The 26,176-nt window shown below is 68.0% G+C and carries 21 protein-coding genes and 1 tRNA gene; 10 read left to right on the top strand and 12 right to left on the bottom strand.

From position 1 onward, the window contains the following. Positions 1 to 25 precede the first annotated feature (25 nt). From WDC87_RS12170 to dtd, 4 genes are all read right to left on the bottom strand, one after another. A tRNA-Ile gene (locus tag WDC87_RS12170) sits at positions 26 to 101 on the bottom strand. A 40-nt stretch (positions 102 to 141) separates the two neighbouring features. Continuing rightward, on the bottom strand, positions 142 to 453 hold the full coding sequence (locus WDC87_RS12165; RefSeq protein WP_151354729.1) for a hypothetical protein: 312 nt from the start codon (positions 451 to 453) through the stop codon (positions 142 to 144). Positions 454 to 718: 265 nt separating this feature from the next. Next, positions 719 to 2,572: an RNA polymerase sigma factor RpoD gene (rpoD, locus tag WDC87_RS12160; protein ID WP_005419586.1), complete on the bottom strand. Its 1,854-nt coding sequence runs from the start codon at positions 2,570 to 2,572 to the stop codon at positions 719 to 721. A 90-nt stretch (positions 2,573 to 2,662) separates the two neighbouring features. Beyond that, positions 2,663 to 3,103, bottom strand: coding sequence for a D-aminoacyl-tRNA deacylase (gene dtd, locus WDC87_RS12155; RefSeq protein WP_005419588.1), 441 nt, complete (start codon positions 3,101 to 3,103; stop codon positions 2,663 to 2,665). Positions 3,104 to 3,164: 61 nt separating this feature from the next. On the opposite strand from dtd, the gene WDC87_RS12150 reads away from it, so the two are divergent. The 4 genes from WDC87_RS12150 (at position 3,165) to WDC87_RS12135 (ending at position 7,444) form a co-directional block, all read left to right on the top strand. Continuing rightward, positions 3,165 to 4,085 (top strand): lauroyl acyltransferase, encoded by a 921-nt coding sequence (locus WDC87_RS12150; RefSeq protein WP_005419590.1) that lies wholly within the window; start codon positions 3,165 to 3,167, stop codon positions 4,083 to 4,085. Positions 4,086 to 4,172: 87 nt separating this feature from the next. Then, positions 4,173 to 5,309 carry a GTP cyclohydrolase II RibA gene (gene ribA, locus WDC87_RS12145; RefSeq protein WP_252744772.1) on the top strand — a complete coding sequence of 379 codons (1,137 nt, stop codon included), beginning with the start codon at positions 4,173 to 4,175 and terminating at the stop codon, positions 5,307 to 5,309. Positions 5,310 to 5,384: 75 nt separating this feature from the next. Further along, positions 5,385 to 5,885, top strand: coding sequence for a PH domain-containing protein (locus WDC87_RS12140; protein ID WP_005419594.1), 501 nt, complete (start codon positions 5,385 to 5,387; stop codon positions 5,883 to 5,885). Next, positions 5,882 to 7,444 (top strand): PH domain-containing protein, encoded by a 1,563-nt coding sequence (locus WDC87_RS12135; RefSeq protein WP_336331303.1) that lies wholly within the window; start codon positions 5,882 to 5,884, stop codon positions 7,442 to 7,444. Before WDC87_RS12140 ends, WDC87_RS12135 begins: the two co-directional genes overlap by 4 nt. A gap of 19 nt (positions 7,445 to 7,463) precedes the next feature. Here the strand turns inward: WDC87_RS12135 and WDC87_RS12130 are convergent, their stop codons facing one another. Continuing rightward, positions 7,464 to 8,522, bottom strand: coding sequence for a CDP-glycerol glycerophosphotransferase family protein (locus tag WDC87_RS12130; RefSeq protein WP_252744773.1), 1,059 nt, complete (start codon positions 8,520 to 8,522; stop codon positions 7,464 to 7,466). Here WDC87_RS12130 and WDC87_RS12125 point away from each other — a divergent pair. Further along, a complete protein-coding gene (locus WDC87_RS12125) occupies positions 8,521 to 9,327 on the top strand; it encodes a glycosyltransferase family 2 protein (protein ID WP_188240583.1) in 807 nt (268 codons plus the stop codon). The genes WDC87_RS12130 and WDC87_RS12125 overlap by 2 nt on opposite strands. Before the next feature lie 30 nt (positions 9,328 to 9,357). Here WDC87_RS12125 and WDC87_RS12120 read toward each other — a convergent pair whose 3' ends face one another. From WDC87_RS12120 to WDC87_RS12100, 5 genes are all read right to left on the bottom strand, one after another. Further along, entirely contained in the window at positions 9,358 to 10,614 is a 1,257-nt protein-coding gene (locus WDC87_RS12120) for an O-antigen ligase (RefSeq protein WP_072167254.1), read from the bottom strand. A 152-nt stretch (positions 10,615 to 10,766) separates the two neighbouring features. After that, the gene (locus tag WDC87_RS12115) at positions 10,767 to 12,476 is read right to left on the bottom strand and encodes a glycosyltransferase family 39 protein (RefSeq protein ID WP_072167255.1); all 1,710 of its coding nucleotides are present in this window, start codon (positions 12,474 to 12,476) and stop codon (positions 10,767 to 10,769) included. Positions 12,477 to 12,498: 22 nt separating this feature from the next. Continuing rightward, positions 12,499 to 13,830, bottom strand: a complete 1,332-nt coding sequence (gene rsmB / locus WDC87_RS12110) for a 16S rRNA (cytosine(967)-C(5))-methyltransferase RsmB (RefSeq protein WP_065196856.1) — start codon at positions 13,828 to 13,830, stop codon at positions 12,499 to 12,501. A 3-nt stretch (positions 13,831 to 13,833) separates the two neighbouring features. Next, the gene (fmt, locus tag WDC87_RS12105) at positions 13,834 to 14,739 is read right to left on the bottom strand and encodes a methionyl-tRNA formyltransferase (RefSeq protein ID WP_336331302.1); all 906 of its coding nucleotides are present in this window, start codon (positions 14,737 to 14,739) and stop codon (positions 13,834 to 13,836) included. Next, the gene (locus WDC87_RS12100; protein ID WP_252744670.1) at positions 14,739 to 17,066 is read right to left on the bottom strand and encodes a penicillin acylase family protein; all 2,328 of its coding nucleotides are present in this window, start codon (positions 17,064 to 17,066) and stop codon (positions 14,739 to 14,741) included. The genes fmt and WDC87_RS12100 overlap by 1 nt, the downstream gene beginning before the upstream one ends. A gap of 123 nt (positions 17,067 to 17,189) precedes the next feature. Here WDC87_RS12100 and bfr point away from each other — a divergent pair, with 123 nt between their 5' ends. Then, a complete protein-coding gene (bfr, locus tag WDC87_RS12095) occupies positions 17,190 to 17,678 on the top strand; it encodes a bacterioferritin (protein ID WP_072166798.1) in 489 nt (162 codons plus the stop codon). A gap of 285 nt (positions 17,679 to 17,963) precedes the next feature. On the opposite strand, the gene parC is transcribed toward bfr, so the two are convergent. Both parC and WDC87_RS12085 read right to left on the bottom strand, forming a co-directional pair. Next, the gene (gene parC / locus WDC87_RS12090) at positions 17,964 to 20,207 is read right to left on the bottom strand and encodes a DNA topoisomerase IV subunit A (protein WP_088496946.1); all 2,244 of its coding nucleotides are present in this window, start codon (positions 20,205 to 20,207) and stop codon (positions 17,964 to 17,966) included. A 59-nt stretch (positions 20,208 to 20,266) separates the two neighbouring features. Then, entirely contained in the window at positions 20,267 to 21,148 is an 882-nt protein-coding gene (locus WDC87_RS12085; RefSeq protein WP_252744669.1) for a helix-turn-helix transcriptional regulator, read from the bottom strand. A 172-nt stretch (positions 21,149 to 21,320) separates the two neighbouring features. Between WDC87_RS12085 and emrR the strand changes: the two genes are divergently transcribed. From emrR to emrB, 4 genes are read left to right on the top strand one after another with little or no spacing between them, the layout of a single operon-like run. Beyond that, on the top strand, positions 21,321 to 21,764 hold the full coding sequence (emrR, locus tag WDC87_RS12080) for a multidrug efflux system transcriptional regulator EmrR (RefSeq protein ID WP_252744668.1): 444 nt from the start codon (positions 21,321 to 21,323) through the stop codon (positions 21,762 to 21,764). Continuing rightward, positions 21,761 to 23,254, top strand: coding sequence for a multidrug efflux transporter outer membrane subunit EmrC (emrC, locus tag WDC87_RS12075; protein WP_252744667.1), 1,494 nt, complete (start codon positions 21,761 to 21,763; stop codon positions 23,252 to 23,254). The genes emrR and emrC overlap by 4 nt, the downstream gene beginning before the upstream one ends. Positions 23,255 to 23,265: 11 nt before the next feature. Then, positions 23,266 to 24,447 carry a multidrug efflux MFS transporter periplasmic adaptor subunit EmrA gene (emrA, locus tag WDC87_RS12070; protein ID WP_061480663.1) on the top strand — a complete coding sequence of 394 codons (1,182 nt, stop codon included), beginning with the start codon at positions 23,266 to 23,268 and terminating at the stop codon, positions 24,445 to 24,447. 7 nt (positions 24,448 to 24,454) lie between these two features. After that, positions 24,455 to 26,044 (top strand): multidrug efflux MFS transporter permease subunit EmrB, encoded by a 1,590-nt coding sequence (gene emrB, locus WDC87_RS12065; protein WP_188241135.1) that lies wholly within the window; start codon positions 24,455 to 24,457, stop codon positions 26,042 to 26,044. The last annotated feature ends 132 nt before the right edge of the window (positions 26,045 to 26,176 follow it).

The following is a 26,176-nucleotide window of genomic DNA, read 5'->3' as shown; positions in this document are numbered from 1 at the left end:
CATAGGACGACATAGGATCATCAATTGGTGGGCCCACCAGGATTCGAACCTGGAACCAAGGGATTATGAGTCCCCTGCTCTAACCGTTGAGCTATAGGCCCTGCGCAGCGCCACAGTGTAGTGGAGGCCGCCCACGATCGGCTACCCGGCAGCAGCAAGAGCCTCAGCAACGCGCCCCAACCGCTTCTCCGCCGCTTCCGCAAACCACATCTGCCGCCGCAGATGTGCCTGGAACAGCGCCACCGTCCGCCTGGCCTCTTCCAGTCCCTTCTGGTTGCCGCCGCTGAAGCCGGCAAGCAACCCAGCTTCAGACAGCGTCAGCAGCGCATACGTCGTCCGACGTGCAAACCCCAACGGATCCTCACACTCATCCCGCATCACCTCATCCCAGTTCAGCAGCGGCGGGAAATCGATTTGCACGGGCTCAGGCATATCGTGCTCCACATCATTCATGGCGTGACTCCAGATGCATGACGAATCAGTGCCGCAGGCCGCATGTGATGTACGTGACCTGCTGCGCGCTTGCATCAGCGCCGATGAAGATCGGCCTGCCTACGCGATGTGTTGAGCATCTGCACGGTCAGCGTGCGACCGCCGCGGGACGTAATCAAATGGCAGATGCGACATCGTCAGGATCCGACCGGCATGGCCGGGAGCTACTAAAGAAAAACCCCGCACCAGGCGGGGTTTCTCTCAACGCTTCAACAGCCGCTGGCTATCAATCGATATCCAGGAAGCTGCGCAGCTGCTCCGAACGGCTCGGGTGACGCAGCTTGCGCAGGGCCTTCGCTTCGATCTGGCGGATGCGCTCGCGGGTCACGTCGAACTGCTTGCCGACCTCTTCCAGCGTGTGGTCGGTGTTCATGTCGATGCCGAAGCGCATGCGCAGCACCTTGGCTTCCCTCGGGGTGAGGCCGGCCAGCACGTCGCGAACGGTTTCGGACAAGTTGATGTTGGTGGTGTTCTCGATCGGGGACTCCACGTTGGTGTCCTCGATGAAGTCGCCCAGATGGGAATCCTCGTCGTCGCCGATCGGGGTTTCCATCGAGATCGGCTCCTTGGCGATCTTCATCACCTTGCGGATCTTGTCTTCCGGCATGTCCATTTCCTTGGCCAGCTCCTCCGGCGTAGCCTCGCGGCCATACTGCTGGAGCATCTGGCGGGAAATGCGGTTCAACTTGTTGATCGTCTCGATCATGTGCACCGGAATACGGATGGTGCGCGCCTGGTCGGCGATCGAGCGGGTGATCGCCTGGCGGATCCACCAGGTGGCGTAGGTCGAGAACTTGTAGCCGCGGCGGTACTCGAACTTGTCCACGGCCTTCATCAGGCCGATGTTGCCTTCCTGGATCAGGTCGAGGAACTGCAGGCCACGGTTGGTGTACTTCTTGGCAATCGAGATCACCAGGCGCAGGTTGGCCTCGACCATTTCCTTCTTGGCCTTGCGCGCCTTGGCTTCACCGTAGGCCATGGCACGGCTGATTTCCTTCAGCTCTTCCAGGTCCAGCTGGGTCAGCTTCTCGATGTCGATCGTCGCCTGCTGTTCGGCGATGATCTGGTCCTTCACTTCGCGCAGGGCCGACGACCACTTCTGCTTGCGCTTCAGTGCGTCTTCCACCCACTCCAGGTTGGTCTGGTTGCCTTCCCAGGAACGGATGAAGTCCTTGCGCGGCATGCGCGCGGTGACGGTGGCCAGGTTCAGCACACGGCGCTCATGCGACTTGATGTCGGCCATGGTGTCGCGCAACTGCTTGGTCAGCACGTCGGTCAGCGGCAGCGGCAGCTTCAGGGTGACGAACACCGCCGACATCTCTTCGCGCAGGCGCGGCAGGTTCTTCTTGTCGCCCTTGGTCGCGGCCTTCTTGAAAGCGTTGAAGGCATCGCTCAGTGCCTGCATGCGCGCGGCGACTTCCTCCGGATCCGGACCGGTCGGTGCGGCTTCTTCATCGCCACCGTCGACATCGTCGTCCTCGTCCTCGTCGCCTTCGGCGTCCGCATCGGCGCTGTCATCGGCAACGACCGCCGGCGGTGCCGGCTCTTCGTCGACCAGGTCGTTGAAGCCGACGATCACTTCGGCCAGGCGCTTCTTGCCTTCCTTGTGGGCTTCGTAGTCGTTCAGCAGCGACTCGACCGAAACCGGGAACTGGCCCAGGGCCGCCTGGACCTGCGAAAGGCCTTCCTCGATGCGCTTGGCGATGGCGATTTCGCCTTCGCGGGTCAGCAGCTCGACGGTGCCCATTTCGCGCATGTACATGCGCACCGGGTCGGTGGTACGGCCACCTTCGGTGTCGAGCGCGCTCAGCGCGGCGGCAGCTTCTTCAGCCGCAGTGTCATCGACTTCGCGGTTGCCGGTGTTGCCATCGTTGAGAAGCAGGGTTTCCACATCCGGCGCAACTTCATGGACATCAATGCCCATGCCGTTGATCATGCCGATGATGTCTTCGATCTGTTCCGGGTCGACCATGTCGTCCGGCAGATGGTCATTGACTTCGGCGTAGGTCAGGTAGCCCTGTTCCAGGCCCTTGCTGATCAGTTGCTTGATTTCGGATTGGGCAGGACGTTCGTTGGCCATGTAGTGCTCGCGCCACCGGCTAGGGAGAAATAGGGAACGTAGCATTATACCAGCCCGGGGCCCCGCCTGCCGGGCGGTGGTCCCGCAGGCTCAGGGCCTGAGAAGGAAGGTCACGGGACCGTCATTGACCAGGCTGACGACCATATGGGCACCAAATCGGCCCGTTTCCACCCCGGGCGCGTGATTTTCACGACAGATCTCGACAAATCGATTGAACCCGCGTTCAGCCTCGTCCGGCGGTGCGGCGGTCGTGAAACTGGGGCGCATGCCTGAACGGGTATCGGCGGCCAGGGTGAACTGGCTGACCAGCAGCAGGCCGCCGCCGGTGTCGCGCAGCGACCGGTTCATCTTCCCGGCCTCGTCGGCGAACACCCGGTAGCCCAGCAGGCGCTCGGCCATCCGTCGCAGCTGGGCCTCGGTATCGCCCGGTTCCATGCCGACCAGGGCCAGCAGGCCGGGGCCGATCTGCCCCACCACTTCCTGGTCGACGTGGACGGCGGCCTGGCTGACGCGCTGGATCAGGACGAGCATCGTGGGCTTCCAATGAACAGGGCCGGCCACGATAGCAGCGCCCTTGGCTAAACTGGCGCCGATGAATCCGCAACGCAAAGCCCGGCTGGTCTACCGCGCCACCACCCTGTTCGCCCGCCTGCCCTGGCCAGTGCTGCGGGGATTCGCGCATGCCCTGGCGTGGACGTGGGTCCGTCTCAACGCTCGCGAGAGCCGCGTCACCCGGCGCAACCTGGAACTGGCCTACCCGGAACTGGACGGTCCGGCGCGCGACCGCCTGCACCGCGAGCTGCTGCGCTCCACCGCCCTGCAGGCCATCGAGACGCTGCGGCTGTGGAGCCAGAGGCCCGCCGACAACCTGCGCCTGCACCTGAAGCAGCGCCACGGCGAAGCCCTGTACGACGCGGCGCTGGCCAGCGGCAAGGGCGTGATCGTGGCCGCACCCCACTTCGGCAACTGGGAGCTGCTGAACCAGTGGCTGGCCTCGCGCGGGCACATCGCCATCGTCTACAAGCCACCGGAGGACGAGGCCAGCGACGCCTTCCTGCAGCTGGTGCGGGGCGGCCAGAACGTGCAGCAGGTGCGCGCCGAGGGCCCCGCCGTGCGCCAGCTGTTCAAGGTGCTCAAGGACGGCGGTGCCACCGGCATCCTGCCCGACCAGCAACCCAAGGCCGGCGACGGCGTGTTCGTGCCGTTCTTCGGCGTGCAGGCACTGACCATGACCCTGGTCAACCGGCTGGCCGAGCGCACCGGCGCCACCGTGCTGTATGGCTGGTGCGAGCGCATCGGGCCGGACATGGAATTCGCCCTGCACATCGAGCCGACCGACCCGGCCGTGGCCGACCCGGACCCGCAGGTGGCGGCCACCGCGCTCAACGCCGGCATCGAGCGCATCGCCCGCCGCGACCCGACGCAGTACCAGTGGACCTACAAGCGCTATACGCTGCGGCCACCGGGCAGCGGCGAGGAAGACCCGTACGCGACCGAAGAGCATCCGCACTGACGGTCGCACCACGCGGGCCCGTCCGGCCCCTGCGACCGGCGGCCGCACCACGTTGAATACGACGCCGTCGCCCCCATAGAGACTGCGATGTCCGCCTCCCCCGGTCCTGCCATGCCTGCTGCCTCTTCCCTGTTCGGCGACCCCGCCGCGATCCGCTGCGAACGCGCGGTGGCCGAACTGCGTGCCGGTCGCCCGGTACTGCTCCACGATGGCCAGGGCCAGCGCCTGGCGGTGATTGCACTGGACAGCGCCACTGCCAGCAGCTTTGCCACGTTCGCCGCTGCCGCGCGCGAGCGCCACTACCTGTTCCTGACCGCCACCCGCGCCCGCGTGCTCGGCGTGGAAGCACCGGAAGGCGCGCGCCTGCCGCTGGCCGGCATTGCCTTCGATACCCTGCCCTCGCTGGGTTACCTGCGCGAGCCCGGCCCCATGCCCGACGACTGGGCGGCCGGCGACGCCTTCGATGCCGGCGCGGTGGAGCTGGCCCGCCTGGGCCTGCTGCTGCCGGCGATGGTCGCGGTGCGCCTGGACGTGGATGACCACACATTCGACGGTGCCGCCGAGGTGGCCCTGTGCGACCTGGCCGAAGGCGCAGCACATGCGGCCCACGACTACGAACTGGTGGCGCGTTCGCCGGTACCGCTGCGCGACGTCGGCATGACCACCTTCGCGGTGTTCCGCGGCGGCGTGGCCCAGCGCGACCAGGTCGCGATCATCGTCGGCGAACCGGACCTGTCGTCGGTGGTACCGGTACGCGTGCACTCCTCGTGCCTGACCGGCGACCTGTTCGGCTCGCTCAAGTGCGACTGCGGCGACCAGCTGCGGCGCGGGCTGCGCAAGCTGAAGGAACTGGGCGGTGGCGTGCTGCTGTACCTGGACCAGGAAGGCCGCGGCACCGGCATCGCCGCCAAGATGCGCGCCTATGGCTACCAGCACGACGGCCTGGACACCATCGACGCCGATGCGCAGCTGGGCTTCGGTGCCGACGAACGCCGCTACGGCAGTGCGGTGGCGATGCTGCATGGCCTGGGCATTTCGCGCGTGGCTCTGCTCAGCAACAACCCGACCAAGGCACAGCGCCTGCGCAATGCCGGCATCGAGGTGCTGGACTGCATTCCGGTCACCGGCGAGATCACCGCCGAAAACGAACACTACCTGCGCACCAAGGCCGATCGTGCTGGTCACCTGCTGGATGTCGATGCGCTGATCCAGGCTGCCCAGTAACACAGCCGACCTGCTACCGTCTGCGCGGTGCGGCCACCGCCGCCGCCGCTCGCCCTGCCACCTGACGGAGCCCGAGTGACCGACGTCGCCCCTATCGCCCCGACCACCGAAGCCTGGCAATCGCTGCCGCAACGTGCCGCCCGCCTGGCCGCACTGGAAGGCGCCTTCGGCGGACTGTTCGTACCGGGTCTGCCACTGGCCGCAGCTGCCTGGTTCTTCGATCTGCCCGGCGGCCTGTGGACTGCCGCCCTGGGGCTGCTGATCGGCATCCTCTTCGGCGCCTGGCTCGGCCGCCGGCGACTGACCCGCACCCGCTGGCGCCTGGATGACCAGGGCCTGGGCCTGCGCCGCGACCTGATGTGGCAGCTGGAAACCCGGATTCCCATTTCGCGCGTACAGCACCTGGACCTGCGCCGGGGCCCGTTGGAGCGCCGTGCCGGCCTGGCCACGCTGATCGTGCACACTGCCGGCACCCGCATGAGCGCGGTCACCGTCAACGGCCTGGATGAAGCCGACGCCGAGCGCCTGCGCGACACCCTCTCGCACCAGCTCGACCAGGACGCCGACGCCCTGTGAGCCTGCCGCCGCCCCTGCCCGCATCGCTGCCTGCCGGTGGCGAGGACCATCGCCTGCACCCGTGGTCGTGGTTGTTCGTGCTGCTGATGCAGCTGCGACACTACTTCCTGCCGCTGGTCGCGCTGCTGGTGTTCGGCCAGCGTGGCGAGCGCGACCCGATGTGGGCGCAGTTGATTCCACTGTCGGCGATCGCGGCACTGGTGCTGGTCTCGGTGCTGCAGTACCTCAGCTACCGCTACCGCATCGGCAGCGATGCCATCACCGTGCGCAGCGGGCTGCTGGCGCGCAACCGCCGTGAGATCCCGTTCGCCCGCATCCACAACGTGGAAGTGCGGCAGAACCCGTTGCACCGGCTGTTCGGTGTGGCCGAGCTGCGCCTGGAATCGGCCGGCGGCGTGCGGCCGGAAGCCGAGATGCGGGTACTGAGGCTGGACCAGGCGCTGGCGCTGGAACGGCTGGTGCGCCAGCGTGGGCAGGCACCGCAGCCCGCCGGCGTCGTCGCCACGCCCTCGATCACCGGGACCGACACCGAACAGGTGCTGCTGCGCCTGTCGAGCTGGGACGTGGTGCGCATGGGCCTGCTCTCCAACCGCGGATGGGCACTGGCGATCGCCGCCTTCGGCGTGCTGTTCCAGACCGTGCCGCGGCCGGTGATGGACGCGGCCATCCAGCGTGGCGGCAGGGAGGCCTTCGGCTACGCAAGCCACCTGCATCCCGGCGTGGCCGGCGCCTTCCTGCTGCTGGCCGCAGCCCTGCTGCTGGGCTGGCTGGCGCTGCGGGCGTTGTCGGTGGTGCTGACCCTGCTGCGCTATCACGGCTTCACTCTCAGCGAGCAGGATCGCCGGCTGACCGTCTCGGCTGGCCTGGTCAGCCGAACCCGCAGCAGTGTCGCGCGTCGCCGCATCCAGGCCTGGACGCTGTACGAGACCACCCTGCATCGCTGGTTCGGCCTGCGCCAGCTGCGCGTCGACAGCGCCGCCGGCGGCCCTTCGCGGGATCAGGACCGCGCTCTGCGCGAGCTGGCACCGCTGGCCCCGGCAATGCGCTGCGAGCAGCTGGTGCAGCACCTGTTGCCTCAACTGCAGTGGCCGCCGGCGCAATGGCAGTCCATTCCGCAGCGTGGCTGGTGGCGGCTGTGCCTGGGCGCGCTGCTGCTGGTTCCCCTGCTGGCCGCCGCCGCGTACTGGCGCTGGGGATCATGGGGCCTGATCGTGCTGGCCTGGCTGCCGCTGGCGCTGCTGGTGGCCCACCGGCAGATGGCGCGCATGGGCTGGTATCTGGATGACCACTACGTCGCCGTGCGCGGCGGCTGGTGGAAGCGCTGGTGGCGCTGGGCCGAGCTGGACAAGGTGCAGGGCCTGCGCCTGCTGCGCTCGCCACTGGACAAGCTGCTGGGCACCAGCAGCCTGCAGCTGGATACCGCCGGCGCGCATGGTGATGTGGCATTGATCCTGCACTACCTGCCGCAGGCGCAGGCGCAACAGGTGATGGATCAACTGGCGGCCGGCACTACCGCGGCCGGGGGCCGCGCATCCACGCATGGCGTGGATCTACTGTAGAGCCGAGCCCACGCTCGGCTTACCGCTGCGACGGCCCCCAATACCCCAGGTCCTTGCGGATCTGCAGGTCGCGCACCCAGCTGCCGAACGGCTTGCGCCGCAGCACGCCCATTTCACCGGACAGGAAATCCTCGGTAGCCGCAATCACGCGCTCGCTGGACAGGCCATCGCGGTACGGATGGATGGCATCGGCGTAGCGCACGATCTCCGCCTGCAGCGCGGCGTCGGGATGCAGCGCGCGCTGCAGCATCGCCGGCAGCTGCACCGGGTCGTCGAAGTCGATCATGTGCGGCTTGGGCACCCGGTTGCGGAAGGTCACCACCGGCTTGTGCTGGACGATGAACTCCGAAACGATCGAGGACGTATCGGACACCAGCACATCGGCGGCGCGCTGTGCGGCCATCACCTGCTCCGGCTCGATGAAGCGTGCATTGGCACCGGCCAGCGCGCGGTAGCGTTCGAACAATTCCGGTGGGCACTTCGGGTGCAGGGTCAGCAGCCAGTAGCGGTTGCCCTCGGCGATGTCGGCAGCAATCTGCGCATGCAGGTGCGGGGCTGCGCTCAGGCGTTCGGTGAAGGTCGAACCGAACAGGATCACCGGGCGTCCTCCAGCGGCGGCGCGCAGCGCGGCGCTCTCGCCACCATCGTCGCGGAACAGCGGATCCAGCTTCGGCCAGCCGGTCTCGGCCACCGCGAAGTGGCCCTGCAGGGCCGCGATCTCACGGAACGGCCCGGTGGTGGCCGGCCCCTGCGTGCAGTACAGGTCGAACATGCCGCGCACCCGGAAGTGGCCGCGCGCACTGTCCCGCTTCTCCACGTTGAAGCCATGGAACAGCTGCACCTTGGCTCCCGAAAGGAAGGTCGGCACCCAGTTGGCGGCGCTGAACACCGCTCGCGGCCGCATTGCCAGCGCCTGCTTGAGGCCGATGTTGGGCACGCCCGGCAGCTGGCTGCCGGCCGCGCCGCCCTCGAACCAGGCCCCCACCTCCTGCCCGGAGACGTGCAAGGCCTGCGCCAACGGGGCGAGAATAGGCAGCGCATAGCGCTCCGTCGCAAACAACAGGTACCCGGCCATCATGTCCTCCACGACCGCTCCCATCGAACGGCCTCGCATCTCGGCCTGCATTATCGCGTTCAACGAGGCCGGCCGCATCGGCGACTGCCTGGCCTCGCTGGCCTTCTGCGATGAGATCGTCATCGTGGACTCCTACTCCACCGATGCCACCGTGGCCATCGCCGAGGCCGCAGGCGCCCGCGTGCTGCAGCGCCCGTTCGACGGCTTCCGCAGCCAGAAGGCGTACTGCGTCGAGCAGGCCGGCCACGACTGGGTACTGTGCCTGGACGCCGATGAGCGGATCAGCCCGGAACTGCGTGCGGCCATCGAACAGGCCCGCGACGGTGGCTTCGCCGGCCATGCCGGCTATCGCTTCGCACGCCTGTCGGAGTACTTCGGCAAGTTCCTGCGCCATGGCAATGCCTACCCGGACCGGGTGATGCGCCTGTTCGACCGCCGCCGTGGCGGCTGGCGCGGCAAGCGCGAGATCCACGAGGCCGCCAGCGTCGATGGCAGTGTGGGTACCCTGCGCGGCGACCTGGTCCACTATCCCTACCGCTCCTTGCAGCAGCAGCTGGCCAAGACCGAGAAGTACGCGCGGATGATGGCCGAGCACGAGTTCGCGCGCGGTAAACGGGCCACGCTGGGCAAGCTGGTGCTGGCACCGGCCTGGCGGTTCTGGCGCGGCTTCGTGTTCCGTGGCGGCTTCCGCGACGGCTGGCATGGCCTGGTCTACGCTTATGTGCGCGCCAACTACGTGCGCCAGAAGACCATCATGCTGTGGATGCTGGGCAACGGCCAGGCCGTGGCCGACCCGCCGAACCCCTGATCGCCGGGCCCTGCCCGGCGCGCCGATGCGTCACGCCCCGGTGACTGCCCGGTGGCGCGCGCCTTCGACGATCGACAGGCCGGTCAGCAGGCCGACCAGGGTCACATAGAAACTGGCCGTCATCTGGTGCGCGAACATCGACTGGGTCAGGCCGCACAGCGCATAGGTGATCACCAGCATGATGCCGGCTGCGGCCGGCCCCCGGAAGGTCGTCCGTCCGCTGCGGCGATGAAGCCGCACGAACACCCCTAGCGGGATGCCATACACCGCCAGCAACAGCAGCAGGCCCGGTACGCCCTGGGTCGCTGCCCATTCGGCAACATCGTTGTGTGCATGCCCCAGGTGGCAACGCAACTCTTCCGGATTCTCACGGCAGACCGGCACGCGCAGCATCGCGCTGTCGAAATGCCCGATGCCAACGCCCACCAGCGGGTGATCGAGGAAGGTCTCCCAGGCCACCTGCAGGCGTTCCACGCGGGCACCGGCGGAAGAATCACTGTCGCCCAGTTCCATCCGCTGCACGTCACTGTGAAGCTCGCTCAGGCGCACCTGGTGACGCAGCTCCGGTACCGACAGCAGCAGGGTCGCACCGATCGCCAGCATGCCGGCCAGCACCGACAGGCGCGCCGCACCGGTGCGCCAGCGCAGGCTCAGTGCCAGCACCACCAGCAGCGCCAGCAGGGCGGCGAACACGCCGCGGCTGCCGGTCAGCACGATGGTGCCGCAGCCGGCGGCCATGCCGAGGATCACCAGCGACCAGCGCCGCGACGGGCGACAGAACACCAGCAGCACCATCAACACCATCACGATGTCGGCCAGCACGATGGCGTTGGTGAACAACTCTGCGCGCGCGGCGCCACCCAGCACCTGCCACAGCGACATCGCGAAGGTGGCGAGCAGGCCTGTCAATGATCCGTACCAGAGCCACCGCAGGTTGGGACGCAGCGCGCAGACCCAGAGCGCGATCCACGGGATCACCACGAATCGCGAGCGGTTGTCGACGTCACGCAGGCCCTGCTCGAACAACACCACCGACAGTACGCCGAGCGCCAGCACCGCCAGCATCAGCCAGGCCAGCACTTTCACCGGCTGACCGGCCATGCCGCGCGCGCGCCACAGCAGCTCCGGCGCCAGCAGCGTGCTGAGCAGCAGCAGCAGGCCATACGGCAGCAGGTTGATCGGCACGGTCAGCACCAGTGCCGGCAGGCAGAACAGGCCCAGCTGGGCCAGGCCGCGGGCCACCCCGTGACGCCCGCCGGCGGGAACGCCCAGCGGGTCGCCGGCCAAGGGGTTCAGGTTGTCCGGTGAAGCTGGCACGTCGGGAAGTATCGCTGCAATCTGCGGGAAGAACGGGAAGGACCAACGGGGGCCGTCCCAGCCTGCTGTTTTACTGCCTTTGGGCCCGCTTGGGCAGACTGGACAAGCCGGAATCGTGGTGGCTAGTCATGTTCCTGCAAACGCCGTTCACGTTCGCGCTCCTCTGCAGTGACCACGCAGGGCACCTTCACCGCTGCTGCCGGCACCAGCCACCAGCGCCGCCGGTTGGCCACGCCGGCCAGTTCAGAACGGTTGCGGTCGACGCACGACAGCATCGCGTATTCGTGCACCAGCAACCAGCGGCGTCCGGGCGCCAGCCGCTGCCAGCGCGTGGCCGCAATCAGCTGCTCGTCCCAGTCCGTCTCGAAACCGAAGGTCGCTGCAGGACGGTCGGCCAGCAGCAGATGCTGCTCCTTCCAGGCCACCAGCCCCAATTCGGCATCCGGGCCCAGACGGCTACCAACCGTGCGCATCAGGCCGCGGGCGGAACTGGAATCGTTCAGCAGCGGATAGCCGACCAGGCTGTACAGCACCCAGACCATCCCCAGGGTCGACACCAGCGCCAGATGCCGGCGACGGCCGCAGGCCAGCAGGCTCAATCCGCCCCACACGCCCATCGCCAGGATCGTCCAGGCCAGTGCGTCGACAGCGCCGGGCGCCAGCCCGCGGCTGTGGGTCAGGCGCAGCTCGAAGGCCGGCTCGCCCAGCACCGCCATCGCACCGGCCAGGGCCAGGCCCAGTGACAGCAGGCCGGTGAACACCCCCACCACGGCCTGAACGTCGCGCCGCCTCAGCAATCCAGGCAACAGCGGCGCCAGCACCAGGCAGAACATCGGCAGCGCCGGCAGGATGTACACATCGCGCTTGCCGGCCGGAATCGAGAAGAACAGCACCACCATCAGCCACCAGGCCAGCGGCAGCAGGTAGCGCGGGTCGCGACGGCGCAGCCGGCGGCGCCACGCCGGAATCGCCCAGGGCAGGGCCAGGAACGCCGGGATCCACATCAGCGGCATCGTCGCCAGGAAGTACCAGGCGGGCTGGTGGTGGTCCCAGGAATGGGCGTAGCGCCGCGCCGTCTGCTGGAACAGGATGTCGTCCATGTAGGCCCGGTACTCGTCCGAGCCGGTGGCAAAGCCGGCCAGCAGCATCGGCGCCAGCCACAACGACACCGCCAGCAGGAAGGCCAGCGGCGCCAGCCAGAAACGCGCGTCGCGCGCATGCAGTCCCACCCGTGGCCACTGCAGCGCCGCGGCGATCGCCGCAGGCACGAGCATCAGCAGCGCCAGCATCCCCACGCCCTTGGTGATCACGCCGATGCCAGCAAAGAACCAGCCCAGCCACCACCAGCGCCAGCTGGGTCCCAGCAGAAGGTGGCGCAGCAGGCCGTAGTTGGCCAGGGTGATGAACAGCAGCAGCAGTGGGTCGATCTGCGCCTTCTTCGCCTGGAAGGTGAACTGCAGCGCGAACAGCAGCGCCCAGCCGGCGTACAGCCCCACCCGCCGCGTCCACAGGCGCCGCCCCAGGTCGACCACGCACCACAGCGTGCCCAGGGCCGCCAGCAGCGACGGCAGCAGGAAGGCCACGCGCCACTGCCCGACCAGGCTGTACAGCGTGGCCTGCCACCACATCAGCATCGGCGGCTTGTCCGAGTACAGCTCGGTGCCGCGATGCGGGAACAGCCACTGCCCGCTGTCGAACATCTGCTTGGCCACCAGCGCGAAGCGCGGTTCGTCCGACGGCCACGGATCACGAAGGCCCAGCCCGGCCCCCAGCACCAGCAGGGCCATCACCACGAACAACCACGTCTCGCGCGACGCGCGGGATTTCAGCATGGGACTCGGAACGTCAGCGGGGTCAGGCTGTTTTTAGCAGACGCGCGTAAAAGAAACCGTCAGCATCGTTGTCACCCGGCAGGCGCTGGCGCGCAATCCCCTCGCAATCGAGGCCGAATGTGTCATCCAGAGGCTGTGCCGCTGCGTCCGGATGCCACTTCAGGAAGGCTCGCACCTGATCGACGTTCTCGGCGCGCAGGATCGAACAGGTGGCGTACAGCAGCACGCCTCCCGGGCGCAGCATCGACCAGCAGGCCTCCAGCAGGCGGGCCTGCACGCCGACCAGCGCATCGATGTCCTCGGCGCGGCGGTGGAACATCACGTCCGGCTGGCGGCGGATCACGCCGGTGGCCGAGCACGGGGCATCCAGCAGGATGGCGTCGAACGGCGTGCCGTCCCACCAGGCCCCGGGATCGCTGGCATCGGCCACCCGGGTCTGCGCGCCCTCGCCCACACCGGTGCGGGTGTAGGTATCGCGGGCGCGCGCGAGGCGACGCGCATCGATATCGAGCGCCAGCAGGCGCAGACTGGGGTCACGTTCCAGCAGGTGCGCCGACTTGCCACCGGGCGCCGCACAGGCGTCCAGCACGCGGGCGCCGGTCGCGGGCGCCAGCGCGTCGGCTGCGCATTGCGCCGACAGGTCCTGTACCGACAGTGCACCGTCGGCAAAACCCGGCAGCTGGTTCACCGCAACGGGGGCTGCCAGGCGCAATGCATCGGCGCAGAGCGCGCTGGGTTCGGCGGCAATGCCCGCCTCGGCCAGTGCCGCCAGTGCCTTGTCACGGCCACCGTGCTGGCGGTTGGCACGCAGCCACAACGGTGCCGGTTGCAGGCTGGCGCTGAAGATCGCGTCGGCCTGTGCCGGCCAATCGCGCTCCACCGCATCGGCCAGCCATTCCGGGAAGGCATCGCGCGCCGGCTGCTCCGGGAAACCTTCGCGCTGCGCGCGGCGCAGGATCGCATTGACCAGGCCGGCCTGGCGCTCACGGCCCAGCGCACGCGCGGCATCGACCGTGGCCGACAGCGCCGCATGCGCCGGCAGTTCCAGCACGTCCAGCTGGGCAAAGCCCACCATCAACAGGGTGCGCAGGTCGGCGTCGCGCGCCGACAGCGGCTTCTGCATCCACGACTGCAAGGCAGCGTCATAGGTGCTGCGGCGACGCAGGACCGCAAAGCACAGCGCTTCCAGCAAGGCACGATCGCGGCTGTCGGCCAGCTTCGGCAGCGCCCAGGCCAGTTCGGCCTTCAATGAACGGCCACGGGTGAACACCTGTGCCAGCACACGCGCGGCCAGCATGCGCGTGGCCGCGCCCGGCGCCGCCTTGGCCACGGAGAAATCGTTCTGCTTCGACACCGCTTATGCTCCCACGCGCAGATCACGGCGGGCGTTGAGGTAGTCGGCGGCGGTGATCGCCTTGCCGCCTTCGCGCTGCAGCGTACGCAAGCGCAGTGCGCCCTGGCCACAGGCGATGTCGATGCCATCGCGGCTGGCCGCCAGCACCGTGCCCGGCGCTTGGCCGTGGGCCTCATCCAGTGCCACCGCGCCATGGATGCGCACGCGTTCGCCAGCCAGCGTCGCTTCGGCGATCGGCCACGGATTGAAGGCACGCACGGTACGCGCCAGCACATCGGCGCCCTGCGCCCAGTCCAGACGGGCTTCGGCCTTGTCCAGCTTGTGCGCATAGGTCACGCCCTGCTCCGGCTGCGGCCGCGCGATCGGCTTGATGCCGGCCCGCAGCAGGCCCAGGCCGTCGGACAGGACCTGTGCACCCAGCTCGGCCAGCTTGTCATGCAGCTGACCACCGGTATCGGTGGCAGCGATCGGCAGTTCCTGGTGCAGCAGCACCGGGCCGGTATCCAGGCCCGCTTCCATCTGCATCAGGCACACACCGGTCTTTGCGTCACCGGCCTGGATCGCGCGCTGGATCGGCGCAGCACCGCGCCAGCGTGGCAGCAGCGAGGCATGCACGTTCCAGCAGCCGTGGGTCGGGATCGCCAGTACCGCCTTGGGCAGGAGCAGGCCGTAGGCCACCACCACCATCAGGTCCGGCTGCAGGTCGCGCAGCTGCTGCTGTGCAGCCTCGTCCTTCAGTGATTCGGGCTGGTAGACCGGAATGCCACGGGCCACGGCCTCGAGCTTGACCGGCGACGGTGCCAGGCCACGGCCACGGCCGGCCGGCCGGTCAGGCTGGGTATAGACGGCCACGACCTCGTGGTGGGGGGGGGGGGGGGGGGGCGGGGCCCCCCCCCCCCCCCCCCCCACTACCGCGCTGGCACCAGCGTCATGGTGTGCTGCGCCTTGCCCGGCAGGAACGGCGTCGGCCGGCCATGCACCCAGTCTTCGTGGCCGGCACCCCAGTAGGGCGACAGTGGATGCCCACTCTGGCCGCCGGGCATGTGCACGATGCCGTCGGCCTCGTGGCCCGGCGAAACCACCATGCGCTCGGAAGCGCCGAAGTTCGGCGTCTGCACGCGCGGCATGTCGCGGTCGCCGGGCAGGTGGTCGGCCGGCATGCACAGCCAGCGTTTGGCGATGTCCGGCAGCGCCCGTGCGATGGGATGGCAGATCGCCGCGGTATTGCGTTCGCCCCAGCTGCGTTTGGCCAGCGGTCCCTGCCTGGTCAGCTCACTTTCGGTACGGCGTGCGGCGTCGATCAGCAGTGCATCCCAGCTGTCGAAGGCCGGTGGCAGAAGATTGGCCGGCCGCTGCTGCAGCATCGGCCAGGCCACCCCTTCCAGCTGCGCCAGGCGCGGCTCCAGATAGTCATCGCCCAGCTGCGCATTGGCCGGTGCCAGCAGTGCATCGGACAGTGTCTTCATCACCTGCGTACGGAACTCACGCACCACCCGGTAGCTGACAGAGCTGGCCGAGGCACGGCCGCCCCATTGATGGCTGGCCTCCTTCAAGCGCTTCAGTGCAGGGTCGTCACTGCGTTCGATGACGTCGTGCAGCAGCGCCCACCAGCGCTGCAGGAACACCGCACGATCGTCGAGCTGGATCGCCAGCAGGTCGTGTTCGTCGAAGCGCTCCTGGATCGCCAGCAGGTCGCGGATCTGCCGCGCACGGGCGCCAAGGTCATAACCACCGTTGCCGACATTGGCCAGTGCCTCGCCGTCGAGGACGCGGCCGTTGGCGGTCCACAGGCGATGGTTCGGTGGGTCGATCAATGCCGGCGAGGCGTCGCTGCGGATCGGCCAGGGGGCGCAGTCCTGGTTGTGGGCGGCGTTGAAGCCGGCCGGCGCGCAGCCCGGACCGCGATCCGGGCGGGCGCCGATCAGGCGCCAGGCGATGCGTCCGCTGCGGTCGCCGACCACCAGGTTCTGTGCGGGGATGCCGGCGTGGTCGGCGAACTGCAGGGCCGCGTCCAGGTCACCGGCGCGGGCCAGGTCACCGAAGTCCAGGCGCACCGCGCCGGGCAGGTGGGCGACCCAGCGCAGCGCGTCGCCGCTGCCATCGGCATGCGTGTGCAGGATCGGCCCCCAGGCGGATTCGCGCACCGGGAACAGCACGTCGGCCTGGCCGGCCACCGCAATCCGCTCTTCATGCACGGTCACTGCGGCGTTGGCTGGTTCAGTGCGGTAATCGGCAGTGTCTATGTAACTGTTGGTGAAGCCCCAGGCGACGTGGCCGTTGCTGCCGACGATCACCGCCGGCAGGCCAGGCAGCGAGAAGCCGGTGACGTCGACCTGTCCGCCCGCGGCCTGCGGGTCGGGGTAGCGCAGGCGCACGCGGAACCACAGACCCGGCGCGCGCAGGCCGAGATGCATGTCGTCGGCGACGATCGCGCGACCGTCGGCGGTGAGCGCGCCGGCCACGGCGAAGTTGTTGCTGCCGATGACATCGGCCTCTTCCTGCCCGGTGCCCGGCTTTCCCTTCAGCGTGCGCAGGTCCAGCTGGCTGGCATCGGGCAGCGTGGCGTTGCCGGTGGGTTCGCCGAACAGCGGCGCATCCCATTCCGTGCCGTCGTGGGCGATCAATGCGTACAGCGCCGGCGGCACCACTGCGCGGATGCGGCTCAGTGCAAGCTCGGTCTGGTTGCCGGGGTCCTGCAGGTCGGCGTACATGGCCAGCCCGGTCAGCACGCTGTCGCTGGCCTGCCACGGTTGCGGCGACTGCCGCAGCAGCAGGTAGGCCCATGGCCGCACGGAGAGGCCGGCCAGGCCCTCATTGACCCCACCGACATAGGCGCTCACGGCGTCGACGTTGTCGCCCAGCGCAGCCTGCATGTTCGCCTCGGTGCGCGCGCGCAGCCGATGCACGCGCATGCGCTTGTCGGCATCGATCGCCTTCGGGCCAAACAGTGCGGACAGTTCGCCGGCGGCGCTACGGCGCATCAGGTCCATCTCGAAATAGCGTTCCTGCGCATGCACGCGGCCCAATGCGCGCATCGCGTCGGCCTGGCTGGTGGCGGTGATGGTGACCACGCCCAGCGCATCGCGCTCGATGGTGACCGGCCTGGCCAGGCCGGGCAGCGCATGCTCGCCGTCCAGGTCGGCCAGGCTGCCGCGCAGCAGCAGCCACAGGACCAGTGCGGTGACCAGCACGATGGCGACCAACACGCCCAGCACCCAACGCCATGTACGTCGCATCGCACGTCCTTTCCGAACTCGTGGGCCGATTGTAGCCGCAGGCGCAACTGCGACTGATTCCGATTAGATCACCGTATTTTGAAATGCGGCACCCTATGCCGCATCGATTCACAGGAGCCCCCCATGAAAGGCAACCCGGACGTCATCGCCTGCCTGAAGGAACTGCTGCGCGGCGAGCTCGCTGCCCGCGACCAGTACTTCATCCATTCCCGCCGCTACGAGGACCAGGGCCTGTTCGCGCTGTACGAACGCCTGAACCACGAGATGGAAGAGGAAACCCAGCATGCCGATGCGCTGCTGCGCCGGATCCTGTTCCTGGGGGGCGACCCGGACATGCGCCCGCATGCCACCGAGCCGGGCAAGACCGTGGAGGAGATGCTGCAGAAGGATCTCGACACTGAATACGCGGTTCGGAACAATCTGGCCGCCGGCATGAAGCTGTGCGAGGAGAAGGGCGACTACGTGAGCCGCGACATCCTGCTGGCGCAGCTGAAGGACACTGAGGAAGACCATGCCTGGTGGCTGGAACAGCAGCTGGGCCTGATCAAGCGCATCGGCCTGGAGCTGTACCAGCTGAGCAAGATCGACGGCACCGGCGCCCCGGCGCACTGAGCCGGCACCGCTTTTTGTAGAGCCGAGCCAATGCTCGGCTGCGTTCCGGTAGAGCCGACCGCTGGTCGGCTGCTCTGCGAAATGCAGCCGACCAGCGGTCGGCTGTACCAGAAGAAGTACAGCGTTCTGTCGCCCGCCAGCACCGGAGCACCGCCAGCCAGCCTTCGCCCGCCAGCCGCTCCACCGCCTGCCAGCCGACAACGAAAAAGCCGGGGAATGCCCCGGCTTTTTCGTGTCCGGGGTCAGAGCCCTTTCCGGTGGAAAGGGATCCGACCCCCGTGCTCCTCACTCCACCGACAACCCTTCCACCTTCTGCCAGCCGCGCGGCAGAAGGTGGCCGCGGGTGGCGCGGGCGCCGAGGTAGGCGTCGAGCTCGTTGAACTTCAGCCCCATCGTGCGCTGACCGCTGCGCACCTGCAGGGTCTGCCCCGGGCTGATCGCCACGATGGCGACCACGCGTTCAGTGGCGAGCTTGGCCTTCGGGATCTCGATGATCTTGTTGCCCTTGCCCTTGTCCAGTTCTGGCAGGTCGTTGGCGGCGATCGCCAGCAGGTTGCCGGAACTGGTCACCGCCACGATGCGGTCGGTGGCCACGTTGGCGACCATCGACGGGGTCAGCACCGACGAACCGGCCGACAGGTTCAGCATCGCCTTGCCGGCCTTGTTGCGGCCGATCAGGTTCTCGAAGCGGGTGACGAAGCCATAACCGTGGCTGGAGGCCAGCACGAAGCGGGTGTCCGGCTCGGCGCTGGCCAGGGTCACGAAGCTGGTGCCCGGTGCCGGCGAGAAGCGGCCGGTCAGCGGTTCACCATTGCCACGCGCGGAGGGCAGGGTGTGCACCGGCGTCGAGTAGGCGCGGCCCTCGCTGTCGAGGAACGCGACCTGCTGGGTGCTGCGTGCGCGCACCGCGCCCTGCAGTCCGTCGCCTTCACGGTAGGACAGGGCAGATGCATCGACGTCGTGGCCCTTGGCGGCACGGATCCAGCCCTTCTCCGACAGCACCACGGTCATCGGCTCGCTCGGCACCAGCTCGGTCTCGTCGATGGCCTGCGCCGCCTGACGCTGCACCAGCGGCGAACGGCGTGCGTCGCCGAACTTCCTGGCGTCGGCAGTCAGTTCGTCGCGGATCAGCTTCTTCAGCTTGGCCTTGCTGTCGAGGATGCCGAGGATCTTCTCGCGTTCCTTGGCCAGCTCGTCCTGCTCGCCGCGGATCTTCATCTCTTCCAGGCGGGCCAGCTGCTTCAGCTTGGTTTCCAGGATGTACTCGGCCTGTTCCTCGGACAGGCCGAAGCGCGCGATCAGCGCCGCCTTCGGTTCGTCCTCGGTACGGATGATGTGGATCACCTCGTCCAGGTTGAGGAAGGCGACCAGCAGGCCTTCCAGCAGGTGCAGGCGGCGCTCGACCTTCTGCAGGCGGTGCTGCAGGCGGCGGGTGACGGTGTTGCTGCGGAAGGTCAGCCATTCGCTGAGCAGCATCTTCAGGTTCTTCACCTGAGGACGGCCGTCCAGCCCGATCACGTTGAGGTTGACGCGGTAGCTGCGCTCCAGGTCCGTGGTGGCGAACAGGTGGCCCATCAGCTGGTCGGCGTCGACGCGGTTCGAACGCGGCACCAGCACCACGCGCACCGGGTTGGCGTGGTCGGATTCATCGCGGATGTCTTCCAGCCACGGCAGCTTCTTGGCGCGCATCTGTGCGGCGATCTGCTCGATCACCTTCGACGGCGACACCTGGAACGGCAGCGCCGTGATCACGATGTTGCTGGCTTCCTTGGTGAAGGTCGCGCGTGCACGCACGCTGCCGTTGCCAGTCTCGTAGATGTTGCGCAGGTCATTGGCCGCAGTGATGATCTCGGCGCTGGACGGGTAGTCCGGGCCCTGCACGTGTTCGCACAGGTCGCGCACGCTGGCGTCGGGATTGTCCAGCAGGTGCAGCAGCGCGCTGACGATCTCGTTGAGATTGTGCGGCGGCACGTCGGTGGCCATGCCCACGGCGATGCCGGTGGTGCCGTTGAGCAGCAGGTGCGGCAGCCGCGCCGGCATCCAGGTCGGCTCCTGCAGGGTGCCGTCGAAGTTCGGTGCCCAGTCGGTGGTGCCCTGGCCCAGTTCGCCCAGCAGCACTTCGGCGATCGGGGTCAGCTTGGATTCGGTGTAACGCATCGCCGCGAACGACTTCGGGTCGTCACTGGAGCCGAAGTTGCCCTGGCCCTCGATCAGCGGGTAGCGGTACGAGAACGGCTGCGCCATCAGCACGAGTGCTTCGTAGCATGCACTGTCGCCGTGCGGGTGGTACTTACCGATGACGTCACCGACGGTGCGCGCGGACTTCTTCGGCTTGGACGCGGCATTCAGGCCCAGCTCGCTCATCGAATAGATGATGCGGCGCTGCACCGGCTTCAGGCCGTCGCCGATGAAAGGCAGGGCACGGTCCAGGACCACGTACATCGAGTAGTCGAGGTAGGCGCGTTCGGCGTACTCGCGCAGCGGCAGTTGTTCGAATCCGTGGAACACGGGGCGGGCAAGTTCGGTCATGCGGCGTTGTTACCTATGTCGGGAGGCGGCGACGGCGGTCGCCGCTCGCAATCCTGTGATTATCCGGATGCGGCGGGGGATGCCAAGCCGCGTGCAGGGTCCAGCCCGGTTTCCAGGCCGTGGCCGGCCCGCGCCAGGTAGCGCCCCGGTGGCAGCCCGAAGTGGCGGCGGAACACGGTGACGAAGGCGCTGGCGCTGCTGAAGCCCAGTGCATGGGCGATGTCGGCGACGCTGCGGCCATCGGTCAACTGGCGCAGGGCTTCGGAGAGCCGGGCCTGCTGCCGCCACTGAGCGAAGCTGAGCGTGGTCTCGTCGCGGAAGTGGCGGGTCAGGCTGCGCGGTGACAGGCCGGCCCAGTGCGCCCATTCCGCCAGGCTGCGTTCGTCGGACGGGTCGGCCAGCAGCTGCGAGGCGATCTTCAGCAGGCGCCGGTCATGCGGCATCGGCAAGTGCATGCGCTGGCGTGGCGCTGTGCGGATCTCGTCCACCAGCACCTCGATGATGTGCTGGCGTTCGGAGGTGGTGTCGTAGCCCGGTGGCCAGTCACAGATGCGCTCGGCGAGCGCCTGCGCCAGCTTGGACAGGCCCAGCACGCAGGGATCGGAGGGCAGGGTGGCACAGACCGGAGCCGCCAGCGCCATGCCCCAGCCACGCAGGGGGCCGTCGAGGGTGACCGTGTGCGGCTCCAGCAGTGGCATCCAGCCGGCCGAGCCCGGCGCCAGCGACCAGGTGCCGTGCGAGGTACGGGTGGTCAGAAGGCCGCGCTCGACGCAAATCAGCTGCGCGCGCTGGTGATGATGCCAATCCACTTCACGGACCAGCCCTTGCGGGCTGTCGAAACGGAAACCGACCACCGGGGGACCGTCGTTGCGCTCGAACCAGTCCAGTGCTTCGTCCCTGAGCAGGCGTTTGGGAGTAGGGATTTCTGCCTTGTTCATCATGTCTGCTGGCTGAAATGTGTCATCCATTGGCTGGATTGTACTACCGGGCCACCTGACCAGGTCATTAAGGTAGGCGCCTTCACCGATCCAGCCCACTGCTGCAACACAGCATTCGATGCCAGATCAAATATTTCCATTGAGAAATATTTTTTTTGGAAGAGAATGCTCCCCCATGATCTGTCCTGCAACCACTCCCCCCGGCTTCGGCCTGCTGCTGCGCCAGGTGCGCGACGGCCTGGTCCGCCAACTCGACGCGTCCATGGCTGAAGAAGATCTGGGCATCGGCTTCACCCACTACATCGGGTTGAAGGTGCTTTCGAACATGGCGCCGTGCACCGCCAACGAACTGGCCCAGGCCATCGATCAGGTGCCCAGCGCGGTGACCCGGCTGCTGGACAAGCTCGAAGCGCTGGGCTGCGTCCGCCGCGAACCGCATGCGCAGGACCGGCGGGCATTGCAGATCGTGCTGACCGACGAAGGCCGCGCGCTGTGGGCGCGCTTGAAGCTGCGTGGCGACGCGGTGATGGATTACGCCCTGCGTGATCTTTCCGCCGACGAGCGCACGCTGCTGCTGTCCCTCCTTACCCGAATCCGCGATTCACTGACGACCCCATGAACCCGATCCCGCATTCCACTTTCCGCCGGTCCGGGCGCGCGCTGCTGGTGTCAGCGCTGGCCCTGGCCCTGGCCGCCTGTGCCAGCAGTCGTGGCCTCAACCCGCAGGGCCACGTGCTTGACCTGGACAGCCTGCACAGCGAACGCACCCTGGCCGACACCGACCTGAGCGCCACTGGCTTCCCGGCGCAGGACTGGTGGAAGGCACTGGGTGATGCGCAGCTGGACGCGCTGGTCGCAGAGGGCCTGGCCGGCCACCCGAGCCTCGACGCCGCCGATGCCCGCCTGCGCCAGGCCCAGGCCCAGGTCGGCACCGCACGTGCCGACGAACTGCCGAGCCTGTCGGTGTCCGGTGGCTACACCGGCCTGCGCCTGCCCGAATCGATGGTCGGCAGCGAGATGGGGGGCCGTTACGGCGGCAGCAGCCAGGTCGCCTTCGACTTCAGCTACGGCGTGGACCTGTGGGGCGGCAAGCGCGCCGCCTGGGAAGCCGCCGTGGACGGTGCGCACGCCGCCACCGTTGAAGCGCAGGCTGCACGCCTGAACCTGTCCACTGGCATCACCCAGGCCTATGCCGACCTGGGCTACGCGTGGCAGCTCAACGACGTGGCCGAGGAAGAGCTGACCCGTTCGCAGAAGTCACTTGAACTGACCCGCCAGCGCCGCAGCGCCGGCATCGACAGTGATCTGCAGGTGCGCCAGGCCGAGGCCCGTGTGCCGGCCGCGCAGCAGCAGGTGCAGGCCGCCCAGCAGCGTATCGACGCCGCCCGCACCGCGCTGGCCGCGCTGGTCGGCAAGGGCCCGGACCGTGGCCTGTCGATCCAGCGCCCGCGGCCGCTGAATCCGGTGGCACTGCAGCTGCCGGGCGTGCTGCCCAGCGAGCTGCTTGGCCGCCGCCCCGACATCGTCGCCGCACGCTGGCGCGTTGAAGCGGCCGACAAGCAGATCAAGGTTGCCAAGACCAAGTTCTACCCGAGCTTCAACCTGACCGCGCTGGCCGGCGTGGTCGCCCCGAACGTGGGCGACCTGCTGAAGAGCAGCTCCACCTTTGCCTATATCGGCCCCGCGCTGAGCCTGCCGATCTTCGAGGGCGGGAAGCTGCGCGCCAACCTGGCCAATACCGATGCGCAGTACGACCTGGCGGTGGCCAACTACAACCAGACCGTGCTCGATGCGCTGCGTGATGTGGCCGACCAGGTCAACGCGGTGCGCTCGCTGGCACAGCAGGCGCAGTCGCAGCAGCAGGCGGTGGACACCGCACGCGCTGCCTTCGACCTGGCCCAGCAGCGCTACCGCGCCGGCATCGGCAGCTACCTGGACGTGCTGACCGCGCAGTCCACCCTGCTGCAGTCGCAGCAGCAGCTGGCCGGCCTGCAGTCGCAGCAGGTGCAGTCCTCGGTGCGCCTGAGCAAGGCGCTGGGCGGTGGTTTCCAGCCCACTGACGCCGACCGCGCACCGATCGCCTCCCATTCCGATTCCTCGCATTCCTGAAGATCTCCGACATGAGCCAGACCCAAGACACCGCGGCCCCGGCCGCCCCCAACCGCCGCGGCCACCTGCTGCGCGGCCTGTTCGTGATCGTCGTGCTGCTGCTTGCCGCTTTGGCGCTGTGGTACTTCATGTTCGGCCGTTGGTTCGAAGAGACCGACGATGCCTACGTGCAGGGCAACCAGGTGCAGATCACCCCGCTGGTGGCCGGCACCGTGGTCGCCATCAATGCCGATGACGGCATGCGCGTGGAGCGCGGCCAGCTGCTGGTGCAGCTGGACCCGTCCGACACCGCAGTGGCGCTGCAGCAGGCCGAAGCCAACCTGGCCAAGACCGTGCGCCAGACCCGCGGCCTGTACCGCAGCGTAGAAGGCGCGCAGGCGGACCTGAACGCCCGCCAGGTGACCCTGAAGCGCGTGCGCGAAGACTACGCCCGCCGCAAGGACCTGGCCGCCACCGGCGCCATCTCCAACGAAGAACTGGCCCACGCCCGCGACGAGCTGGCCGCGGCCGAAGCGGCCGTGGCCGGTTCGCGCGAGACCGTCGAGCGCAACCGCGCGCTGGTCGACGACACCGTGATCGCCACCCAGCCGGATGTGCAGGCCGCCGCTGCGCAGCTGCGCCAGGCCTTCCTCAACAACGCCCGCGCCGGCATCGTTGCACCGGTCTCCGGCTACGTCGCCCGTCGTTCGGTGCAGGTCGGCCAGCGCGTGCAGCCGGGCAATGCCCTGATGGCCGTGGTGCCGACCGAGCAGATGTGGGTCGAGGCCAACTTCAAGGAAACCCAGCTGCGCCACATGCGCCTGGGCCAGGAAGTGGAGCTGAAGTCGGACCTGTACGCCGGCGACGTGAAGTACAAGGGGCGCATCCAGAGCCTGGGCCTGGGCACCGGCTCGGCGTTCTCGCTGCTGCCGGCACAGAACGCCAGCGGCAACTGGATCAAGATCGTGCAGCGCGTACCGGTGCGCATCGCCATCGATGCCAAGCAGCTGGCCGAGCACCCGCTGCGCATCGGCCTGTCGATGAAGGCCGAAGTGAGCCTGCGCGACCAGAAGGGCGAAGTGCTGCCGAGCACCCCGGCCAAGGGTACGGTGTTCGACACCGACGTGTATGCCAAGCAGCTGCATGATGCCGACGAGGTGATCCACACGATCATCCAGGGCAACCTGCCGCAGCAGCAGGCGAAGGTGGGCTGAGGTCGCCATGTCCGCACAAGCTCCAGCCGCGCCCGGCGCTCCGGGCGCACCGGCGGCGCCGGCTGCGGCCTCCGGGTTCCTGCCGCCCAGCGTCGCCCTGTGCACCGTAGGCCTGGCGATGGCGTCGTTCATGCAGGTGCTCGACACCACCATCGCCAACGTCTCGCTGCCGACCATCGCCGGTAACCTCGGTGCCAGTTCGCAGCAGGCGACCTGGGTCATCACTTCGTTCGCGGTCAGCACGGCCATCGCGCTGCCGCTGACCGGCTGGCTCAGCCGCCGCTTCGGCGAACGCAAACTGTTCGTCTGGGCGACCCTGGCCTTCGTCATCACCTCGCTGCTGTGCGGCCTTGCGCAGAGCATGGGCATGCTGGTGGTGTCGCGTGCGCTGCAGGGCTTCGTGGCCGGCCCGATGTACCCGATCACGCAGTCGCTGCTGGTCTCGATCTATCCACGTGAGAAGCGCGGGCAGGCATTGGCACTGCTGGCGATGATCACGGTGGTGGCGCCGATCTGCGGCCCGATCCTCGGTGGCTGGATCACCGACAACTACAGCTGGGAATGGATCTTCCTGATCAACGTGCCACTGGGCATCTTCGCCGCGCTGGTGGTGGGCAGCCAGCTGAAGGGACGCCCGGAGCAGATCGAGAAGCCGAAGATGGACTACGTCGGCCTGATCACGCTGGTGATTGGTGTCGGCGCGCTGCAGCTGGTGCTCGACCTGGGCAACGACGAGGACTGGTTCTCGTCGATGAAGATCGTGGTGCTGGCCTGCGTGGCGGTGGTGACGCTGACGGTGTTCCTGATCTGGGAACTGACCGACAAGGATCCGATCGTCGACCTGAAGCTGTTCCGGCACCGCAACTTCCGTGCCGGCACGCTGGCAATGGTGGTGGCCTACGCGGCGTTCTTCAGCGTGGCGCTGCTGATTCCGCAGTGGCTGCAGCGTGACATGGGCTATACCGCGATCTGGGCAGGCCTGGCGACCGCACCGATCGGCATCCTGCCGGTGATCATGACGCCGTTCGTGGGCAAGTATGCGTCGCGCTTCGACATGCGGATGCTGGCCACCGTGGCCTTCATCGTGCTGTCGATGACCAGCTTCCTGCGCTCGAACTTCAACCTGCAGGTGGACTACATGCACGTGGCCGGCGTGCAGCTGATCATGGGCATTGGCGTGGCGCTGTTCTTCATGCCGGTGCTGCAGATCCTGCTGTCGGACCTGGATGGGCGCGAGATCGCGGCGGGTTCCGGCCTGGCGACGTTCCTGCGCACGCTGGGCGGCAGCTTCGCGGCCTCGCTGACGACGTGGCTGTGGGCGCGGCGTACCCAGGTGCACCATGCCGACCTGACCGAGCACATCTCGGCCTATCAGCCGGGCATGCAGGAGCAGGTCACTGCAATGGGGCAGGGCGACCTGCAACATGGCGCGGCGGTACTGAACAACATGATCAACCACCAGGCATCGCAGATGGGCTTCAACGACATCTTCTTCCTGCTGGGTTGGATCTTCCTGGCGATCATCACCTTCCTGTGGCTGGCCAAGCCGCCGTTCGGCGCAGGCGCGGGTGCGGCGTCCGCGGGCGGTGGGCATTGATCGACCATTGGCGTTGAAACGCAGAAAACCCCGCCGCAAGGCGGGGTTTTTCTTTTGGTAGATCCACGCCATGCGTGGATGGATCCCGGGGTCGTGTGGGTTCCCGAATCCCAGAAACGAAAAAACCCGCTT

The sequence above is a fragment of the Stenotrophomonas maltophilia group sp. Smal12 genome (genome assembly GCF_037079935.1).
In the GTDB taxonomy this organism is placed as follows: Bacteria; Pseudomonadota; Gammaproteobacteria; order Xanthomonadales; family Xanthomonadaceae; genus Stenotrophomonas; species Stenotrophomonas sepilia.
The sequence above is the reverse complement of the archived record's forward strand: the minus strand, read 5'-3'. Positions and strand labels throughout refer to the sequence as shown.

Bases quoted from the DNA above. Each gene is read 5' to 3' on its own strand.
- WDC87_RS12165 (WP_151354729.1), bottom strand. From the start codon at position 453: ATGAATGATGTGGAGCACGATATGCCTGAGCCCGTGCAAATCGATTTC.
- rpoD (WP_005419586.1), bottom strand. From the start codon at position 2,572: ATGGCCAACGAACGTCCTGCCCAATCCGAAATCAAGCAACTGATCAGC.
- dtd (WP_005419588.1), bottom strand. From the start codon at position 3,103: ATGCTCGTCCTGATCCAGCGCGTCAGCCAGGCCGCCGTCCACGTCGAC.
- WDC87_RS12150 (WP_005419590.1), top strand. From the start codon at position 3,165: ATGAATCCGCAACGCAAAGCCCGGCTGGTCTACCGCGCCACCACCCTG.
- ribA (WP_252744772.1), top strand. From the start codon at position 4,173: ATGTCCGCCTCCCCCGGTCCTGCCATGCCTGCTGCCTCTTCCCTGTTC.
- WDC87_RS12125 (WP_188240583.1), top strand. From the start codon at position 8,521: ATGTCCTCCACGACCGCTCCCATCGAACGGCCTCGCATCTCGGCCTGC.
- WDC87_RS12130 (WP_252744773.1), bottom strand. From the start codon at position 8,522: ATGATGGCCGGGTACCTGTTGTTTGCGACGGAGCGCTATGCGCTGCCT.
- WDC87_RS12115 (WP_072167255.1), bottom strand. From the start codon at position 12,476: ATGCTGAAATCCCGCGCGTCGCGCGAGACGTGGTTGTTCGTGGTGATG.
- WDC87_RS12100 (WP_252744670.1), bottom strand. From the start codon at position 17,066: ATGCGACGTACATGGCGTTGGGTGCTGGGCGTGTTGGTCGCCATCGTG.
- bfr (WP_072166798.1), top strand. From the start codon at position 17,190: ATGAAAGGCAACCCGGACGTCATCGCCTGCCTGAAGGAACTGCTGCGC.
- parC (WP_088496946.1), bottom strand. From the start codon at position 20,207: ATGACCGAACTTGCCCGCCCCGTGTTCCACGGATTCGAACAACTGCCG.
- WDC87_RS12085 (WP_252744669.1), bottom strand. From the start codon at position 21,148: ATGATGAACAAGGCAGAAATCCCTACTCCCAAACGCCTGCTCAGGGAC.
- emrR (WP_252744668.1), top strand. From the start codon at position 21,321: ATGATCTGTCCTGCAACCACTCCCCCCGGCTTCGGCCTGCTGCTGCGC.
- emrC (WP_252744667.1), top strand. From the start codon at position 21,761: ATGAACCCGATCCCGCATTCCACTTTCCGCCGGTCCGGGCGCGCGCTG.
- emrA (WP_061480663.1), top strand. From the start codon at position 23,266: ATGAGCCAGACCCAAGACACCGCGGCCCCGGCCGCCCCCAACCGCCGC.
- emrB (WP_188241135.1), top strand. From the start codon at position 24,455: ATGTCCGCACAAGCTCCAGCCGCGCCCGGCGCTCCGGGCGCACCGGCG.